At 54.9% G+C, this 16,143-nt stretch carries 16 protein-coding genes, 4 tRNA genes and 3 pseudogenes; 8 read left to right on the top strand and 15 right to left on the bottom strand.

Annotated features, from left to right (window positions below; genetic code table 11):
• Nucleotides 1-134: 134 nt before the first annotated feature.
• The 3 genes and pseudogenes from J4E63_RS17585 to J4E63_RS30915 form a co-directional block, all read right to left on the bottom strand.
• Nucleotides 135-347 carry a hypothetical protein gene (locus tag J4E63_RS17585; protein WP_207282792.1) on the bottom strand — a complete coding sequence of 71 codons (213 nt, stop codon included), beginning with the start codon at nucleotides 345-347 and terminating at the stop codon, nucleotides 135-137.
• 208 nt (nucleotides 348-555) lie between these two features.
• Nucleotides 556-756 (bottom strand): hypothetical protein, encoded by a 201-nt coding sequence (locus J4E63_RS17580; protein WP_207282791.1) that lies wholly within the window; start codon nucleotides 754-756, stop codon nucleotides 556-558.
• Nucleotides 757-931: 175 nt separating this feature from the next.
• Nucleotides 932-1,138: pseudogene (locus tag J4E63_RS30915) on the bottom strand (hypothetical protein); the annotation flags it as partial.
• A gap of 52 nt (nucleotides 1,139-1,190) precedes the next feature.
• On the opposite strand from J4E63_RS30915, the gene J4E63_RS17575 reads away from it, so the two are divergent.
• Nucleotides 1,191-1,529 carry a YceK/YidQ family lipoprotein gene (locus J4E63_RS17575; RefSeq protein ID WP_207282790.1) on the top strand — a complete coding sequence of 113 codons (339 nt, stop codon included), beginning with the start codon at nucleotides 1,191-1,193 and terminating at the stop codon, nucleotides 1,527-1,529.
• A 506-nt stretch (nucleotides 1,530-2,035) separates the two neighbouring features.
• Here the strand turns inward: J4E63_RS17575 and J4E63_RS17570 are convergent.
• Together J4E63_RS17570 and J4E63_RS17565 are read right to left on the bottom strand one after the other, a co-directional pair.
• Nucleotides 2,036-2,869: a hypothetical protein gene (locus J4E63_RS17570; protein WP_207282789.1), complete on the bottom strand. Its 834-nt coding sequence runs from the start codon at nucleotides 2,867-2,869 to the stop codon at nucleotides 2,036-2,038.
• 917 nt (nucleotides 2,870-3,786) lie between these two features.
• On the bottom strand, nucleotides 3,787-4,311 hold the full coding sequence (locus J4E63_RS17565; RefSeq protein ID WP_207282788.1) for a hypothetical protein: 525 nt from the start codon (nucleotides 4,309-4,311) through the stop codon (nucleotides 3,787-3,789).
• A 441-nt stretch (nucleotides 4,312-4,752) separates the two neighbouring features.
• Between J4E63_RS17565 and J4E63_RS17560 the strand changes: the two genes are divergently transcribed.
• A complete protein-coding gene (locus J4E63_RS17560; RefSeq protein WP_207282787.1) occupies nucleotides 4,753-4,890 on the top strand; it encodes a hypothetical protein in 138 nt (45 codons plus the stop codon).
• A 129-nt stretch (nucleotides 4,891-5,019) separates the two neighbouring features.
• Nucleotides 5,020-5,889 carry a D-glucuronyl C5-epimerase family protein gene (locus J4E63_RS17555; protein WP_207282786.1) on the top strand — a complete coding sequence of 290 codons (870 nt, stop codon included), beginning with the start codon at nucleotides 5,020-5,022 and terminating at the stop codon, nucleotides 5,887-5,889.
• Between the two features lie 236 nt (nucleotides 5,890-6,125).
• On the opposite strand, the pseudogene J4E63_RS17550 reads toward J4E63_RS17555, so the two are convergent.
• Nucleotides 6,126-6,355 (bottom strand): annotated as a pseudogene (locus tag J4E63_RS17550) (hypothetical protein).
• A gap of 562 nt (nucleotides 6,356-6,917) precedes the next feature.
• On the opposite strand from J4E63_RS17550, the pseudogene J4E63_RS17545 reads away from it, so the two are divergent.
• From J4E63_RS17545 to J4E63_RS17530, 4 genes and pseudogenes are all read left to right on the top strand, one after another.
• Nucleotides 6,918-8,302: pseudogene (locus J4E63_RS17545) on the top strand (IS4 family transposase).
• 258 nt (nucleotides 8,303-8,560) lie between these two features.
• Entirely contained in the window at nucleotides 8,561-8,848 is a 288-nt protein-coding gene (locus J4E63_RS17540) for a type II toxin-antitoxin system Phd/YefM family antitoxin (protein ID WP_207282785.1), read from the top strand.
• Complete coding sequence (locus J4E63_RS17535; RefSeq protein ID WP_060741452.1) at nucleotides 8,838-9,155, top strand: type II toxin-antitoxin system RelE/ParE family toxin; 318 nt, start codon at nucleotides 8,838-8,840, stop codon at nucleotides 9,153-9,155. The genes J4E63_RS17540 and J4E63_RS17535 overlap by 11 nt, the downstream gene beginning before the upstream one ends.
• A gap of 391 nt (nucleotides 9,156-9,546) precedes the next feature.
• Entirely contained in the window at nucleotides 9,547-9,717 is a 171-nt protein-coding gene (locus tag J4E63_RS17530; RefSeq protein ID WP_207282784.1) for a hypothetical protein, read from the top strand.
• A gap of 15 nt (nucleotides 9,718-9,732) precedes the next feature.
• On the opposite strand, the gene J4E63_RS17525 is transcribed toward J4E63_RS17530, so the two are convergent.
• From J4E63_RS17525 to J4E63_RS17510, 4 genes are all read right to left on the bottom strand, one after another.
• On the bottom strand, nucleotides 9,733-10,011 hold the full coding sequence (locus tag J4E63_RS17525) for a hypothetical protein (protein ID WP_207282783.1): 279 nt from the start codon (nucleotides 10,009-10,011) through the stop codon (nucleotides 9,733-9,735).
• 744 nt (nucleotides 10,012-10,755) lie between these two features.
• A complete protein-coding gene (locus J4E63_RS17520; RefSeq protein WP_207282782.1) occupies nucleotides 10,756-10,962 on the bottom strand; it encodes a hypothetical protein in 207 nt (68 codons plus the stop codon).
• A gap of 226 nt (nucleotides 10,963-11,188) precedes the next feature.
• The gene (locus J4E63_RS17515; protein WP_207282781.1) at nucleotides 11,189-11,833 is read right to left on the bottom strand and encodes a hypothetical protein; all 645 of its coding nucleotides are present in this window, start codon (nucleotides 11,831-11,833) and stop codon (nucleotides 11,189-11,191) included.
• An 82-nt stretch (nucleotides 11,834-11,915) separates the two neighbouring features.
• Nucleotides 11,916-11,992: transfer RNA gene (locus J4E63_RS17510), tRNA-Val, on the bottom strand.
• 184 nt (nucleotides 11,993-12,176) lie between these two features.
• Here J4E63_RS17510 and J4E63_RS17505 point away from each other — a divergent pair.
• On the top strand, nucleotides 12,177-13,460 hold the full coding sequence (locus J4E63_RS17505) for an FAD-binding oxidoreductase (RefSeq protein ID WP_207282780.1): 1,284 nt from the start codon (nucleotides 12,177-12,179) through the stop codon (nucleotides 13,458-13,460).
• A gap of 206 nt (nucleotides 13,461-13,666) precedes the next feature.
• Here J4E63_RS17505 and J4E63_RS17500 read toward each other — a convergent pair.
• The 5 genes from J4E63_RS17500 to J4E63_RS17480 all read right to left on the bottom strand — a co-directional run bounded on the left by J4E63_RS17500 (nucleotide 13,667) and on the right by J4E63_RS17480 (nucleotide 16,139).
• Nucleotides 13,667-13,743, bottom strand: a tRNA-Asp gene (locus J4E63_RS17500).
• 89 nt (nucleotides 13,744-13,832) lie between these two features.
• Nucleotides 13,833-13,909, bottom strand: a tRNA-Asp gene (locus J4E63_RS17495).
• A 69-nt stretch (nucleotides 13,910-13,978) separates the two neighbouring features.
• Nucleotides 13,979-14,054, bottom strand: a tRNA-Val gene (locus J4E63_RS17490).
• Nucleotides 14,055-14,157: 103 nt separating this feature from the next.
• Entirely contained in the window at nucleotides 14,158-14,931 is a 774-nt protein-coding gene (locus tag J4E63_RS17485; RefSeq protein WP_207282779.1) for an SDR family oxidoreductase, read from the bottom strand.
• On the bottom strand, nucleotides 14,928-16,139 hold the full coding sequence (locus J4E63_RS17480) for an O-succinylhomoserine sulfhydrylase (protein ID WP_060741448.1): 1,212 nt from the start codon (nucleotides 16,137-16,139) through the stop codon (nucleotides 14,928-14,930). The genes J4E63_RS17485 and J4E63_RS17480 overlap by 4 nt, the downstream gene beginning before the upstream one ends.
• Nucleotides 16,140-16,143: the final 4 nt, after the last annotated feature.

Genomic DNA, 16,143 nt, shown 5'->3' with positions numbered 1-16,143 from the left:
CGACTGCTTGGTACTCGATTGGAAAATGTGAAGAGCGTTTCGCCTCGTCGACCAAATAAGTTGTGCCGTGAAACTCTAGAAAACTGCCCTGGAAGGTAAAGTCGGTCGAAACAGAACGCGCCTTCGTCTAGCCTTTAGACAAGAGGTGGGGCCGCTCCACATTCTGTTCGGATATTGAGAAAGGCATGCCAAGCATCTACAGCGTCATGATGCCGCTGGGCGGCATCCTCCCAAAAAGGACCGGATATCTCTTTCGCAGAAACCAGCATCATCATTTTTATCGTCGCGGCATCCAGCTCTTTGAGAAGCTCATGGGATGTAGCCCTGAATTCTTCAAACGACGTCATTGAATTTGCCTCGGGCGGTGTTCACCGCCATTGAGAAATACATATTCCTCTGGCAGTGGAGTCTCCCCACACGGCATTAATTCCAAGGATCGGACCGCCGGTCAATTCATTTCGAAGCCAGTCTTCAACCGGGCCACTCCCTGGCCGTTCACGACTTTGAACCCCTCTGCAGGCCCATCTCATAGCCGTGCCCCCCCCGCTTTCTCCTTCAATGAAGAACCCTGCGACTCTCTCCAATCCTGATCCGATCGAGCGCCCTGTTCAAAGCATCCAAGGCATCGATCAGGGCTTTCGCCTCGGCTTCCCGCCCATCGCCCCAGAGACGCTCGGCCATTTTGTTCAGTGCCTGGATAGAACGCTCAATGTCAGCAGCAGTCGCCGCTTTGCTTTCCTGAAGTTTCTTTGGCATTGATTGACCTTCTTGTTCGGGCGTTGCCGCATGGAAATAGGGGTAGACCACGATTTTGAGCTATCGGCCCTTCCCACGATCATGGTCTTGTCTATTTTCCATGTATCACCTCTTCGTTCGAAGACACAGATTTCCCTACCATGAACCCAATTAGCGCTTCGCAGACTCACACTGAGTAGAGCAGCGTCATGTTCGGGTACGGAAGCTTTGCATCGATGATCTCGGTGAAGCCGGCCAACGATTCGTTGCTCTGGTTCGCAGTGATCCGCCTGCGCCGCATGAGCCTACCGCAGATGGCCGGCGGTAGATCGATAGGGCGAGTGCGCTCGTAGGCCGTGGTAGTCTTGCCATCAGCCGCCTTGCCGAGCACATGCCGGTAAGCACAATGTCGCGGCGTCGGCTAATCTTCGATTTTTTGGCAAGGAGCCAATCCGATGAATCTCAGAACCGCTTGGGTGCTTCTCGTAGCCGCATCAGTTTCGGGCTGTGGAACCATCAATACCACCTTCCGCGACGACATCATCGCAAGCAACAAGCTGGCCCGCTGGAACTCGCACTGCGACTCGGTACCAAGAATCTATAGCGGTGCCGTTTTTGATTACTGCACGCTCGATGCTGCACCTCGTCAAAGCACCGGCTTCGACGGACAGCCCTCTGCATCGCTAATTGCGCTGGATATGGGATTGTCTGGGCTCGCTGACACGCTTGTTTTGCCCTACACGATTTACTTGCAAAACAAGCACGGGGATATCAAAAAGGCGATTGTTGAATAGCTGTCCTTGACAAATATCGCACAGCATCGGCCTATTCGGGTCCGAACAGTGCCAGCAACAACGTCAGGGGGCATCCGACGTCTCCTGAATAGAGGACTGTTTCTTGTAAGCACTTAATCGTCCCGGGCTTACCTGGCTCCGCTTTTCATAAAAGTGTCCAACGCAGAAAAAATCTGCCCCCTTTCCCCTCACGAAATCAGCCCTTATACAGGCACTTATGGACAAGTAACGGCCTTTCGAGACTGCTTCTTGGTCCACAAAAGACGACCGTTGATTCTTCCCTCAGACCATGACTCGGTAACCAGAGCGCAATTGCCGCTCAGGTTCTCAACAAACGTCCTTGGATAACCTTCAGGCTCATCTCCACCCAGACGCATCCAATTTGGATCTGGCGAGGTCACTGATTGATAAGGCATACAGGCTACCAGTGTGACCAGCGAGAGTGCCAAAACTACCTTTTTCATATAAATCTCAATAAATTTGGCAACAGACTCTTCGTGACGGCTCTATTTAGAACCTGACCATTCGCTTTTCGTCTTTTTGGAGTGAGTGTGCTGCTCGAAGCCATCGTCCGTGAAGGCGCCCAATGAGTGTCCGGGCAAAAAACGCGGAGTGTAGAGTGATTGGGTGCTTTCCCAGCGTGAGCCACGACGAGGACTTGCTGCAAGTGCCGCGATACAACCCACCTCAATCGGCGGTAACCAGAAAGCTGGTGACAGACCGCAATTTGAGTTCACGTGCAATCGGACCGTCTCATAATCGTGGTCTGGCCCTGTTTTCCTTCCATCCGCAACCCACAAGACCATTGTCGCGAGTGACGATGAGGAGATGGGGAAAGACTTCGACTTGAACTCATGCTCACTTTCCAACCCACTGTAACGCCCCCCTGGTGATGCTCGCTCCCTACGGGCTCGGCCAGTGAAGAAGGCACGGAAACGGCGCAAAGGGTTTAAATTAGACCAGGCCATATCCAAGCGTGCCTGCACCATCTCATTTTTCGCCTGGACGATCTGCCCTGCCAAACTTAGCGCCCTCCTTTTGAACTCCCTGTGAAGCGCCTGCTCCTCGGTCTCGTTTCCCAGTGGCTTAACTTTCATCTCGGAAAATGTGAAAAGCGTTTTGTCGCTGAGCACACAAAACGTGCCGCGACATTTTTGTATATTGCCCTGAAAGATAAAATCGACCGAACAGAACGCATGTTCGTCCATGTCTATGTAGTACAGCGACTCACCCAGGAGATTTCGAACTTTTCCGTCCTGGTGAATCCGGCCCAAGGGCGCCCCATCGCTGCCATTGCCTTTGAAGACCAGGTAGCGGCCGTTCGCATAGTTGTACGGCATTAGCGCTCCCAGTTGCCCATTCGCTGCCCCATCCATGACCCTTTCCCGCAACGCTATCAGAGAAAGCGATAGATGCCTTGCGCTTTTGAATCTGTCGCAAATCTTATGCGTATCAATAGGCGCCTGCATTCACTCCGTTAGCATCCGCGCTGCTGCGAGTTCTAAAGATAATTGACTTCTGGTGCTTCGTGTTTAGCACTTGAAAAGCACATTGCACCGGGTACACCACCCTTCAGCTGCGCTTCGGTTCATTGGAAAACGGAAGGGTGGATGACTTGTATCGGTAACCGTCAAAACCAGTGAGAAATTTATGAATCTACGCCGAAGCTCGTCGGCTGGAACGCTCATGCCTGCCCCATCGACTATTTGAAGCACGCCACCCGTCACCCTGCTGTCAATCTGTTGCCACTCACACTGCCAGCCTGTCACCCACGTGAAATCTCGAACTTGATAGTCGCCAGTGGCGCTTTGGCATTGAGCGAGTTTCTTGCTGGAAAGGTCAAAGACAAAAAATAGGGGGCTTGGATAGCCGAGCATCTGAGTATCGTCAAGGTTCAGACCTTCTTTTAGGTTGATGGATGCTACAAGTGCTTTTGCTCGTCTCTTGCGCCATATCAAGTACCCTATGGCGAGGAAAAAAATAGAACAGGAAGCCACGAAGAGCTGACGTCCTTCGACTGTAAGCCGATCGGGCCCAAACCGTACCACGCCCCACAAGAGTCCTATCGTCGCAAGCCCCGATACCCAAGCGGCGGGGATCACTATACTGTTGGCGAGATTAGCTCCGAGCGTCCTCAAACAGCTTTTCATAACTGTATCCTTATAGAAGAGTTCGCAGGTTATCACTCACAGAGCGCTAACTTATAAGGCTGGGCCCGCAATGCGTAGGTACGTGCCTTGAGGTTGCGCTGGGAACCTCACCGTTGGCCGGCTAACCTCTTCAGTCGTCCAGAGCCATCATCGACGTATGCAAATACGCCCAGAAACGCGGCTAGCTCGCAGGCGAACTGTTTCTGTTGATTGACTTTTTTCCCGACGACACGGCGAGCGATTAACAAGCGCCCGTTTTCATACTCGACATAATTGCTGTAGGACGTGCGAAAAACAGCCATGTGGCCGTCGGGCTTGAGCACTATTCGCAGCGGTGTGCGCTTCGTTAGCCGATAGCGTCCGAGGAAAGCCACACCAGACGATCGCACAGTCAGCGAAGCACGCTCGCTGATATCTCTGCCCAGTTGATATGCCCACCACATCACAACAAGGCTTGCGAGGATAATGCCCGGCCATTGCCTCCCAGGTAACGACAGCCCGGTCGATAAGCTGATACAAAAGACTGCCGTGATGCCCCAGGGTGTCTGGCGAAGCAGTGGGACAAAGCGCAAACGACCGATGCCGATCTTCGGCCGGATGATGAAAACCTCGTTGGAGCCAAGTGATGTCATCCGTAATCTTCTATCGCGGCCTGAGCACGCAGCCATTCACTCACCAGCCTGAAGAGCGAGTTGGATAGCGGGAGTCTGCTGACTGTTTCGTCGTCAGGCTCTTCGTATGGAACCGAAGGTATTCCAGAACAACTGGTAAGTGCTGCAGCAAAAAAAAGTTACGAAAGCGACACCCCGCATGACCATGTCCTTATGTACTCGATAAATCCAAAAAAACCCGGCGCTATGGCCGGGCTTTGTGTGCACTCCTACGTACGCAAGAATGACAGGATGAATAGATGATGGCTTGTTGGCTCACCGGGAGTCAAACAGCTTTTGTGCGGTCGCAGCAAACCTCAGGGACGCCCTGGCAATGCTCGATCAGAACGAGGAATTCATAAGGATGGCCCTGGCCCTTTGTATCCCTCTCGTCGGCCACACTACGCCGACGGAAAACCCAGCGTGCAGCAGCTCATAAGATGGATTGAGGAAGGAGAAGTGATCGAAAAGATAATGGGCGGGATGTATCTTGTGGAGCTGCAAGTGGCAGTCATGGAAGCGAACGACCCGCTGCTGGCACAGATGATCGAGATTGGTTGATTGACTCTAACCAACGCCCCCTGCCTCACACAAAATCACCGAAAAACGTCAGGCCAGTAGCTGGCCGTGACGTATTGTGTAAAATCTTGCACGGACCGTAGAGTTCGCGCCACTGAATGGAATCAGAGCATGGGTATGAATAAAATAATCAGGCTTTTTGCAATAGCTGCGATTATCGCAAGCGCTGCATGCAGCAAGCAGGATAACTTCAACACTTTGTCGCCAGGCGAGATGCTCAAGCCCCTTTCCTTGCAAGCTCACAACAACCCTACGTGGGCAAGTTCCGGCTCCCAGTACGAGAAATCGCAGAACCCTGCCAAATGGTCGCCCTATTTCTGGGCATCGAACGCAGGGGCGCTTCAGAGCATCGCCAATGACAAGCCTCGCCTTGAGGCGACGATCAAGTCCCTGATGGATGAGATGAACGCAAACTCGATTGTTGATAGCGATGGTAACTACCGTGTCACCTATCGGTTCCCACACGTCTTCGACAAGTACCCGATGTCGGCACCTTGGTACTCGGCTTTCGGGAACGCGGCTGTCGCGGTAGGTCTGATGCACATCAGGAGCTTGACAGGCGACACATCGAACGATTGGTTGATTAATGAATACCTGGACACCATCGTCAGGAAATATTCATACAAGACCCCTGAAGGGAATATATGGTTTGCTGAATACATATCTGATGACCTCCCTGATGGCCATGCAAGCGTGATCAACGGTCACTTCTTCGTGGTAGCCGCCATGTATGAATGGAAGAGCGTGAGCAAAACAAATCGGTACGACAGGCCAATATCCCAAGGATTGGATACTATGCGTGACGAGTTGCCAAAGTTCATTCAGGACGGATACTTCTCATACGCTGATGGTTTTAAACACATGAAGGACTACGGTCAGCAGCGTGCAGTAAACTTCGCTGTTGCTTCCTGCAAACTTCGCGACGAGATATGCCCCATCGCTGCTCGATATCAGAAGCTCTTCAATACATGGTCGAAGTGATCGCCCTGTTGGTGACGGTTACCACATCGCAGTGTATGGCAGCGCTGAATTCCTTCATTTTCAGCTCTGCCAGACTGGGTGAGTGGCAGCCGTTGTCACAAATAAAGCAACGTGCCGCCAGTGAAAACAGGGACAGACCACGATTTGAGCTCACTTGTAATCGGACCGTCTCGTAAACGTAGTCTGTCCCCGCTTTCCTCTTATGAAACGGGCAGCTTATAAGTTGCCCGTCCTCATTACTCCGCCGCCTGCGCCCGCAATCGTCTTCCAATCACATCCATGACATCACAACCATCGCGTAACCTGAGCTGATATCCGAGCGGAACGCGATATTTTCCAAGACTTGGGTCACAGTGCGGATACGGTAATCGGCGGTTTCGAAAAGGACGTCCAGAGGCGCTTCGGTGTCGATGAGCAGGGTCGCGGGGATGCAGTCGATGCCGGTGATGGGCATGTATCGGGTCATGAGTAGTACCTTCATTCAATTGATAAGGACTACCACTCAAACGTCGCCAAACGAAAGGGTGGCAGCTGTGCTCGGGTTGGCGAACCGGGAATGAAAGCGAACCGGCAGACTCGAAAGTCTCCCGCACACAGCTGCCATAAAGCAGTCTGCAACTGCAAAAAAGCCCCGCAGTGTAGCAGGAGCTTCTGCGCTTCATTCAATCGAGTCGCCAAACCCGAATCGCCACCTGGGCGACAGAGGGACAATAAGCTGCGCACCTTGATGCTGCAATGCGCTGGCTTCCGAGGTTTGTGTAGGAATTTGCGTCCATGCCCCTCGCGGCGCGAGTTTGAGTCGTCATAAGCCGCAGCGAAGGGACGTAGGGGAAAGAAGACGGAAAAGAGGACAGTTTTTTCCCTACCAGCCAAAAAAAGACTTTCAGCGCGGCGAAATAAATCTGTCCCGAATGGCACTTACTTAACAGCTAACTAGCTGATACGACTGCGAAAAAATGAAAAAAGGCTGGCCTTGGTCTACGGTGATAGTTGCGAACACACACCGATCAAGCAAGGACACAGCCCGAGTGAATCGTAGACGCCAAATCGTCCGACATCAACAGCACCGTATGCGCCAGCACGCCACGAACAGCAATGCTCATGCTTTCTTCAAGCTGCTCTCCGATCCTGAGTTATTGCGGGGTGTCGAGTCGTCGATACCCAAGCATCGCCAGCGGCTATTTCCCCCGACCGAAACGCTGTCCATGTTTTTGTCCCAGGCAATGAGCGCCGATCGGTCCTGCCAGAATGCCGTGAATGATTTATCCATCAAACGCTCCTGCGAGGGTTTGAAACCCAACAGCGTTCATACCGGTGCCTACTGTAAAGCCAGAGCGCGGTTGCCGGTGGAGATGGTTTCAACCTTGTTGCGCTCCACGGGGTCATCAATGAGCAACCGGGGTCCGTCATCGTGGCGTTGGATGGGGCGACCCGTTCGTCTCGTGGATGGCACTACGGTGACCCTGCCGGATACGCCGGCCAACCAAGAGGCCTACCCGCAATCTCGTGGGCAGAAGGCCGGACTGGCTTTCCCATCTGCCGTTTAGTGGGGATTGTTTGCCTCGCCAGCGGTGCTGTTTTGGACGCCTCGTTGGGACGTTTTCGCGGTAAAGGAGGCGATGAACAGACGTTACTCAGAACCATGCTTGATACCTTGGAGCGAGGTGACATTGTGCTGGGCGATGCCTACTACGCCACCTACTTTTTACTGTGTGAACTGCAGCATCGAGGCGTGGACGGGGTGTTCGAACAATATGGCGCTCGACGGCGTAGCACGGACTTTCAGTTGGGGAGGTCCTTGGGGTCGGAAGATCATTTGGTTGAACTGAAAAAACCAAAGGCAAAGCCGTCCTGGATGAGTCAGGCCTATTACGAAAGGGCACCTGAAACGCTGACGGTACGTGAGTTGAAGGCCGGAGGGAAAATCCTGGTCACCACTTTGAGTTGCCCGCAGCAAGTGCCCAAAGCGTCCCTCAAATCCCTGTTCAAGGATCGATGGCATGTGGAGTTGGATCTGCGCAACCTCAAGACTACGCTGGGGCTTGAAGCACTGAGCTGCAAGACGCCGGATATGGCCGTCAAAGAGTTATGGATTTACTTGTTGGCGCACAACCTGATACGGATGCTCATGACGCAATCAGCTCTGTTAGTCGACTGCCTGCCTCGCGAACTGAGCTTCAAGCATAGCCTTCAGCTGTGCCTTGCGTTGAGGCAGTACGGGGCTCAAGAGCAAGAGGACAAGATGCTCAATCTGCTTGAGCTGATTGCCCAGAAGCGCGTCGGTAGGCGTCCAGGCAGAATTGAGCCGCGAGCCATAAAACGAAGACCCAAGCCTTACCCCATGCTGATGAAAACACGTCGATCAGCAAGGGGCGAGGTCAGGAAGAATGGACACCCGAAGAAGGTTAAGTAAGTGCCATTCAAATCTGTCCCCTTTTTTCTTTCTTTCTTTTTTCTTTCTTTTTTCTTCAGGCGCCCTTCATCTGGGGAAGGAAGAAACAGGTTTCGAGGAACTGGCCGTGGCCCTGCCGTCATCCTAAAACGAAACAGGCCGGTACCAGGCTCAAGCTTTCAGTGCATTGACCGGACTTGAGCGTGAAATCCAGATCCAGAGCGCTTGCCACCCAAAAATAAAAAGACCAAAATAAAGGCCTATATAGGAGTCTTATTTATGCAAAATATTCTGGCTGACGTGGCTGTCAGCGTATCTGAACTGAAGAAGAATCCGTCTTCAGTCTTGAGCAGCGCCAACGGGTTGCCCGTGGCCGTGCTGAACCACAACCGAGTCATGGGTTACATGGTCCCTGCCAACGTCTACGAGGCGATGGTTGAGCGCTTAGATGAACTGGAACTGGTTCATTTGGTCAAGTCACGACTCGACGCCAACGAGACACCTGTTCGAGTATCTCTCGACGATCTCATTGGCGAGGCCGAGGCAGATATCGCCAATGGCCGTTGAGTACGAAGTCGAGTGGGATCCGAAGGCGCTGAAAGAACTGCGAAAGCTCGACGGCACCATCCGTCTCCAGTTCTTGCGAAAGCTCCAGGAACGGCAGGCCGGGCCACGAGTGCCAGGCGATGCACTTCACGGCATGAAGGATTGCTACAAGATCAAATTGCGCGGCGCCGGCTACCGACTTGTGTACCGCGTTGAGGATGAACGGATTGTCATCCTGGTGCTGGCCGTCGGCAAGCGGGAACGAAGCAGCGTCTACGATTCGGCCAAGAATCGGGATTCCTCAGGGACAGACCACGATTTGAAATAACTTACTTGGCTCTCACAATCATGGCCGGTCCCGGTTTTCTCTATTTAGAAGGTTTGTGCACCGGCAGGGTTGGATGTTTCGGCCTATTTTCTGGGTTTACGTGGCGCCTTCTATCATCCTTACCATCGTCGCGCGCTGGTTTAGGTCCCGGTTTGATGTTGGTTAGCATTCATTTCCCCTTGTGTCCGCAAATTGATTTCGATGTGAAATAGAAAGACGGTTGCGGAGCATCTACCGCGCAACCTTTCTAAGCTTCGCAAAAAATACGTAGCGTCAATTTGCCGTGAGTCAAGGCAACGAGCGAACAGGACACAGCTGCTTGAAGGACCGAGCTCGGTGGAGCCTGCATAATCGTGGTGTGTCCCTAGACTTGCCCGGCGGCGCAACACATTTGATTCGCCGTAAGGCCAAGGCCTGGCTGATCCTGCTGGTCACCTGGATTCTGAGCGGTCGCAACGTCCACCGCGCGGCCGTGGTGTCCCGCCGTGACAACAATGACATGTATGGCATAGACGAACAGCTCGAAGCCATTGCCAAGCGCATCAGCCAGAACTACCCGTAATCACTCCCCCTTCAATTAGATAAAGGCCCATAGGAACCTAACGTTAAGGAAAATCAGAACCAGCGCTGTTAAAAGGCCGGGTGAGCGCATCACACCCAGAAAAATGTAAAGAAATGGGTTCAGCATGCCAATCATGAACAAGGCCAACGCTTCAGCGCCTGGTTTGGCCGGGTCAAACAGAGCCCAAATCAAAAAAACCGCCCATATTGCCCAGAAAAAGTACATCGTCACGCCATCGACGCGGAAAAAGGCCCGCTTAAAAGTGTGTCCTACCGTATCGGTCTCATTGAGCATCTGCACCACCGCGTAATCGATTCACATAAATCATAGCTGGTTGCCTCCGCCCCCCTTAACCCTCCCCCTTCAAGGTCTACTGCTATAGCGGCAAGGACAAGTGCACCTGTGAGTATCATCGACGATGTAATGACGGACAAAATTGATGAAAACGGGGTGGGACAACGGGGATGGGACAGACCACGATTTGAGCTCACTTGTAATCGGACCGCCTCGTAATCGTAGTCTGCCAGACTCGAAAGTCTCCCGCGCACAGCTGCCATAAAGCAGTCTGCAACTGCAAAAAAGCCCCGCAGTGTAGCAGGAGCTTCTGCGCTTCATTCAATCGAGTCGCCAAACCCGAATCGCCACCTGGGCGACAGAGAGACAATAAATGGCACATCCAGAGGCTGCAATGCACTGGTTTCCGAGGTTTGTGTAGGAATTTGCGTCGCTGCCAATCGCGGTCTACGGTTGAGCCTTTCTAAGCCATGGAGAAGAGACGTGAGGAAGCCGAGGGACATACCACGATTTTGAATTCATCTGTAATCAGCCCCTCTCATATCGTGGTCTGTCCCTGAGGGATCCTCTGAGGGATCCTGCAGATCGCTATCATGAAAATGGGCTTGATGAGCGACATGGGTACAGCGGTCACCCGGCGCGCAATGAATGGGTAGCGCCGGGCATTTGCGCTATTGCGGTATACCAGTATCGACTGTCGCCGGACGCTCGACGCGGGCCCGAGGACTCTGGAAAAAACGTCAATCAATCTAGCTCATCTGCGAGCTTCAAAAATTTGCCTGCAAGTTCTCTTAAAAATTCTGTATCCAGCGGAAGTTGAATTCGATTCTTGGCCACAATAGCAGCGTCTCCGCCATACATCACGCTGACTGACTCATGGTCGGACATGACAGAAAGCCGGTCGACCTCGATCTGTTTTGGATTTCCTTTATCTCGAACTGCCCAGAACATCTCTGGCTCCGGAAACTCGATTCGAAAACCAGGTGGCCGTGATTTGTATCCCATGATCGTTCCCTCGATTTATAGAAAGCGGAAGCTTACCAGCTAACTTTATAAGCCACTTCAACCTAATTACAAAATACAGCGCCCCGGTAACGGCATGGCAGGGAAATCGGGGACAGACCACGATTTGAAATAACTTACTCGCCTCTCACAATCATGGCCGGCCCCGGTTTTCTTAGTTTTTACAGGCCACCTGCGGAGGCGCAGCAGGCGTCAACTTTTGGGGAATCACAATCGAAGTACCAGGCAAAGTGGTAACTTCGAGAACCGCCAACATGCAAGTAAGCGCTTGCTCGCCATCTTTGCTTGGCCTGCTATCCACCCCTACCACAGCTTCGTAGTCTTTTCCTGGTTCCAGCTTGTAAACGAGCGCATGACCATCACAGGACCGGTAAGAGCTGCCACTGCCCGCGATAGTCGCGCCCCGGGTTGCAATTTGGAATGGCAGATCCGTCCTGACGCGATACTCGGTTACGACCTCTTTGTAAGCCCCTTCCCCCATCCGAATTGCAGGGGTGTACTGGATAAGACTGGGCCAAACTCTTTTCGGTATGCCAATGCTCGCCGACTTCAGGGGATACTGCGGATAGTTGATGCTCGCCGTACCGTCCTGCCCGAAACGTCCGGCTTCAGCCATCTTATGCCGGGTAGCAGGAGCACAACTGCCGACGATGCTATCTCCATACACATCGGAGTTCGTAATAACGCGAACACGCGCCATTCCCTCTGATTGAGTAGGCTCTTCGTATGGAACTGAAGGTAATCCAGCACAACCAGCAAGTGCTATAGAAAGAAAAGTTACGGAAGTGACAACCCGCATGACCATGTCCTTATGTGAAAGCAAAAAGGGGCTCACCTCTCGGTGAACCCCTTCTAGACCGCCCAGCAGAGCGGATTTTGTTTGGTAGGCGCGATTGGACTCGAACCAACGACCCCCACCATGTCAAGGTGGTGCTCTAACCAACTGAGCTACGTGCCTGCTGTGAGGCGGCATTCTACGGAATTCCAAAGGGGTGTCAACACCTTTTTTTCACCTAACCCTATGAATATGCAAAATATTTAATTTCACCAATACGACGAAGATTCAAGGGGTGGCTGGCGGCCGATTTTTATCTCGGGTAGGATCGCTGCATTCGTAAAAAATATAAAACAGAGGTTCCAGAATGGCGAACACACCGTATCCAGAGTCTTATTACGCCGCGTCGGCCAACCCGGTTCCTCCGCGCCCTGCCCTGCAGGATGACGTCGAGACGGATGTTTGCGTGATCGGAGCTGGTTACACCGGCCTGTCCTCTGCACTGTTTTTGCTGGAGAACGGTTTCAAGGTCACGGTCCTTGAGGCGGCGAAGGTGGGTTTTGGGGCTTCGGGTCGTAACGGCGGACAGATCGTCAACAGTTATAGCCGCGACATCGATGTGATCGAGCGCAGTGTCGGTCCTCAGCAGGCGCAGTTGCTAGGCAATATGGCGTTTGAGGGTGGGCGGATCATTCGTGAGCGGGTGGCGAAGTATCAGATTCAATGTGATTTGAAGGACGGCGGTGTGTTCGCTGCCCTCACCGCTAAACAGATGAGCCACCTGGAGTCGCAGAAGCGTTTATGGGAGCGTTTCGGTCATACCCAGCTGGAGCTGCTGGATCAGCGGCGTATTCGCGAGGTGGTGGCTTGCGAGGAGTATGTGGGCGGTATGCTGGACATGAGCGGTGGGCATATTCATCCGCTCAACCTGGCGCTGGGCGAAGCGGCAGCAGTGGAATCGCTGGGCGGATTGATTTATGAGCAGTCGCCAGCGGTGCGTATCGAGCGTGGCGCCAGCCCGGTTGTGCATACGCCACAAGGCAAGGTCAGGGCCAAGTTCATTATCGTGGCGGGCAATGCCTACCTGGGCAATCTGGTCCCGGAGTTGGCGGCCAAGTCCATGCCTTGCGGCACCCAGGTGATTGCCACCGAGCCCCTGGGCGACGAGTTGGCTCAAAGCCTGCTGCCTCAGGATTATTGCGTCGAAGACTGCAACTACTTGCTCGATTACTACCGACTGACGGGCGACAAGCGACTGATCTTCGGGGGCGGCGTGGTCTATGGCGCGAGGGATCCGGCGAACATTGAGGCGATCATTCGGCCGAAGATGCTCAAGGCATTCCCGCAGCTCAAGGACGTGAAAATTGATTACGCCTGGACCGGAAATTTCCTGCTGACGCTGTCGCGTCTTCCGCAGGTCGGGCGACTGGGGGATAACATTTATTATTCCCAGGGCTGCAGCGGCCATGGCGTGACGTACACGCACCTGGCGGGCAAGGTCCTGGCCGAGGCGTTGCGTGGTCAGGCTGAGCGTTTTGATGCGTTTGCCGACCTGCCGCACTACCCCTTCCCCGGCGGCCAGTTGTTGCGTACGCCGTTTGCGGCGATGGGTGCCTGGTATTACGGGTTACGGGATAAATTGGGGTTCTGAAGCTGCCAACCATAAGGGCTGCTTCGCAGCCCTGCAGGGATAAATCCTTCGCCACAGCAAGCTCCCTCGCCACGGGCTTGGCCCAATATCATTTCGCCAAAAACAAAAAACCCCGGTCTTTCGACCAGGGTCTTTGCTATCGACTAGAAGTAGCTTTGCAGCTTCCTTCTTAGCTTCAAGGCGTTCAGTGGGCCTCGAAGCAGATATGGCGCAGCGGACGGGACTCGAACCCGCGACCCCCGGCGTGACAGGCCGGTATTCTAACCGACTGAACTACCGCTGCGTATCGCTATGGACTTGCGTCCAGTTAACTCGTCTGATCAAAACCCTTGGGCTTCAATCTCGAACCAGGCGAACCTGCTTCGGAAAATATGGCGCAGCGGACGGGACTCGAACCCGCGACCCCCGGCGTGACAGGCCGGTATTCTAACCGACTGAACTACCGCTGCGCGTCGGTGGAGGCTTTTGACAGCTTCCGTTTTGCTTTCGCAAAACTCTCGTAAAACTCTCGTAAAACATGGTGGGTGATGACGGGATCGAACCGCCGACATTCTGCTTGTAAGGCAGACGCTCTCCCAGCTGAGCTAATCACCCTTTGCTTCGTTGAGGCCGCGAAATTTACGCAGGTACCGAAGCTAAGTCAATAGCAGGGTTGAAGTTTTTTCAAAACAGTTTCAAACGGCACCTGCAACCGCCCTCACTCATAAATCATTTTCTTGGTCATGCCACCGTCCACTACGAACTCCTGCCCCGTGACAAAACCGGCATTGCGCGACAACAGCCACGCCACCATCGCCGCCACATCCTCTACCGTGCCGACCCGGCCCGCGGGATGCTGGGCGTGATCGGCGTCGGTCAGCGGCTGTGTGCGACGCTGGGAGGGATCGCGCGCGTCGATCCAGCCAGGGCTGACGGCGTTGACCCGGATCTCCGGTCCCAAGCTGATTGCCAGGGCATGGGTCAGGGCCAGCAGGCCGCCCTTGCTCGCCGCATAGGCTTCGGTGTCGGGCTCCGATTGGGCGGCGCGGGTCGAGGCCAGGTTGACGATGGCGCCGTTGTGAGCGCGCAGATACGGCGCGCAATGCTTGGCCAGCAGCATCGGCCCGCCCAGGTTCACCGCCAGGACCCGATTCCAGTAAGCCAGGTCGAGGCTTTCCAGGGTGATGTTGTGCGGGTCGGCGACAGCCGCGTTGCACACCAGCGCGTCGAGCCGCCCGAACTGCCCGAGCACCTCGGCGATACCGGTGGCGACCTGCGCCTCGTCCGCCACGTCCATGGCGATGAACCAGGCGTGGTCGCCCAAAGTCTTCGCCACCTTGGAGCCGCGCTCGCGGTCCAGGTCGGTCAGCACCACCTGCCAGCCTTCACAGATCAGCCAGGCAGCAATGCCCAGGCCGATGCCCCGCGCGGCGCCCGTGACCAGTGCAACCCGGCCATGAGTGCCGCTCGGCGGCGCAGCCAGCTCAATCACAAGGCCGCCAACCCGCGGGCCAGGTCGGCTTGCAGGTCCGCGATGTCTTCCAGGCCGACCGCGACGCGGATCAAACTGTCACGAATCCCCGCCGACTCGCGTTCCTGAGGCGACAGGCGCCCGTGGGACGTGGTGCTCGGGTGGGTGATGGTGGTTTTGCTGTCACCCAGGTTGGCCGTGATGGAAATCAATCGGGTCGCGTCAATGAAGCGCCAGGCGCCCTCCTTGCCTCCCTTGACCTCGAAGCTCACCACCGCACCGAAACCGCGCTGCTGACGCAAGGCCAGGTCATGTTGCGGATGGCTCTTGAGGCCGGCGTAATGCACTTTCTCGATGCCGTCCTGCTGCTCCAGCCACTCGGCCAGGGCTTGGGCATTGGCGCAATGGGCCTTCATGCGCAGGCCGAGGGTTTCCAGGCCCTTGAGGAAGATCCAGGCGTTGAACGGGCTGAGGGTCGGCCCGGCGGTACGCAGGAAGCCCACGACTTCTTTCATCTGCTCGCCACGACCGGCCACTACGCCACCCATGCAACGGCCCTGGCCGTCGATGAACTTGGTCGCCGAATGCACTACCACGTCCGCGCCCAGCTTCAGCGGTTGTTGCAGCGCCGGGGTGCAGAAGCAGTTATCGACCACCAGCATGGCGCCCTTGGCGTGAGCGATTTCAGCCAGCGCAGCGATGTCCACCAGTTCGGCCAGAGGGTTGGAAGGCGACTCGACGAAGAGCAGCTTGGTATTGGCCTTGATTGCCGCATCCCAAGCGGACAGGTCCGCCAGGGGCACGTAGTCGACTTCCACGCCGAAACGCTTGAAGTACTTTTCGAACAGGCTGATGGTCGAACCGAAGACGCTGCGCGACACCAGCACGTGGTCGCCGGCGCTGCACAGGCTCATCACCACGGCCATGATCGCGGCCATGCCGGTGGCCGTCGCTACGGCTTGCTCGGCGCCTTCCAGGGCGGCGATACGCTCCTCGAATGCCCGCACGGTCGGGTTGGTGTAGCGCGAGTAGACGTTGCCCGGCACCTCGCCAGCAAACCGCGCCGCAGCGTCGGCGGCCGTGCGAAACACGTAACTGGAGGTAAAGAACATCGGATCGCCATGTTCGGCTTCCGGTGTACGGTGCTGACCCGCGCGAACCGCCAGGGTATCGAACGCTACACCTTCAAGGTCGCTGTCCAGCCGACCGGCATCCCAATCCTGACTCATGCTG

This window comes from Pseudomonas sp. FW300-N2F2 (genome assembly GCF_017351655.1).
GTDB classification, from domain to species: domain Bacteria; phylum Pseudomonadota; class Gammaproteobacteria; order Pseudomonadales; family Pseudomonadaceae; genus Aquipseudomonas; species Aquipseudomonas fluorescens_AA.
This window is presented reverse-complemented; position numbering and strand designations above follow the sequence as displayed.

Coding starts and splice junctions, on each gene's coding strand:
- J4E63_RS17515 (WP_207282781.1), bottom strand. CDS start 11,833: ATGCGGGTTGTCACTTCCGTAACTTTTCTTTCTATAGCACTTGCTGGT.
- J4E63_RS17520 (WP_207282782.1), bottom strand. CDS start 10,962: ATGTTCTGGGCAGTTCGAGATAAAGGAAATCCAAAACAGATCGAGGTC.
- J4E63_RS17585 (WP_207282792.1), bottom strand. CDS start 347: ATGACGTCGTTTGAAGAATTCAGGGCTACATCCCATGAGCTTCTCAAA.
- J4E63_RS17540 (WP_207282785.1), top strand. CDS start 8,561: ATGCAAAATATTCTGGCTGACGTGGCTGTCAGCGTATCTGAACTGAAG.
- J4E63_RS17535 (WP_060741452.1), top strand. CDS start 8,838: ATGGCCGTTGAGTACGAAGTCGAGTGGGATCCGAAGGCGCTGAAAGAA.
- J4E63_RS17575 (WP_207282790.1), top strand. CDS start 1,191: ATGAATCTCAGAACCGCTTGGGTGCTTCTCGTAGCCGCATCAGTTTCG.
- J4E63_RS17580 (WP_207282791.1), bottom strand. CDS start 756: ATGCCAAAGAAACTTCAGGAAAGCAAAGCGGCGACTGCTGCTGACATT.
- J4E63_RS17555 (WP_207282786.1), top strand. CDS start 5,020: ATGGGTATGAATAAAATAATCAGGCTTTTTGCAATAGCTGCGATTATC.
- J4E63_RS17505 (WP_207282780.1), top strand. CDS start 12,177: ATGGCGAACACACCGTATCCAGAGTCTTATTACGCCGCGTCGGCCAAC.
- J4E63_RS17480 (WP_060741448.1), bottom strand. CDS start 16,139: ATGAGTCAGGATTGGGATGCCGGTCGGCTGGACAGCGACCTTGAAGGT.
- J4E63_RS17570 (WP_207282789.1), bottom strand. CDS start 2,869: ATGCCGTACAACTATGCGAACGGCCGCTACCTGGTCTTCAAAGGCAAT.
- J4E63_RS17565 (WP_207282788.1), bottom strand. CDS start 4,311: ATGACATCACTTGGCTCCAACGAGGTTTTCATCATCCGGCCGAAGATC.
- J4E63_RS17525 (WP_207282783.1), bottom strand. CDS start 10,011: ATGCTCAATGAGACCGATACGGTAGGACACACTTTTAAGCGGGCCTTT.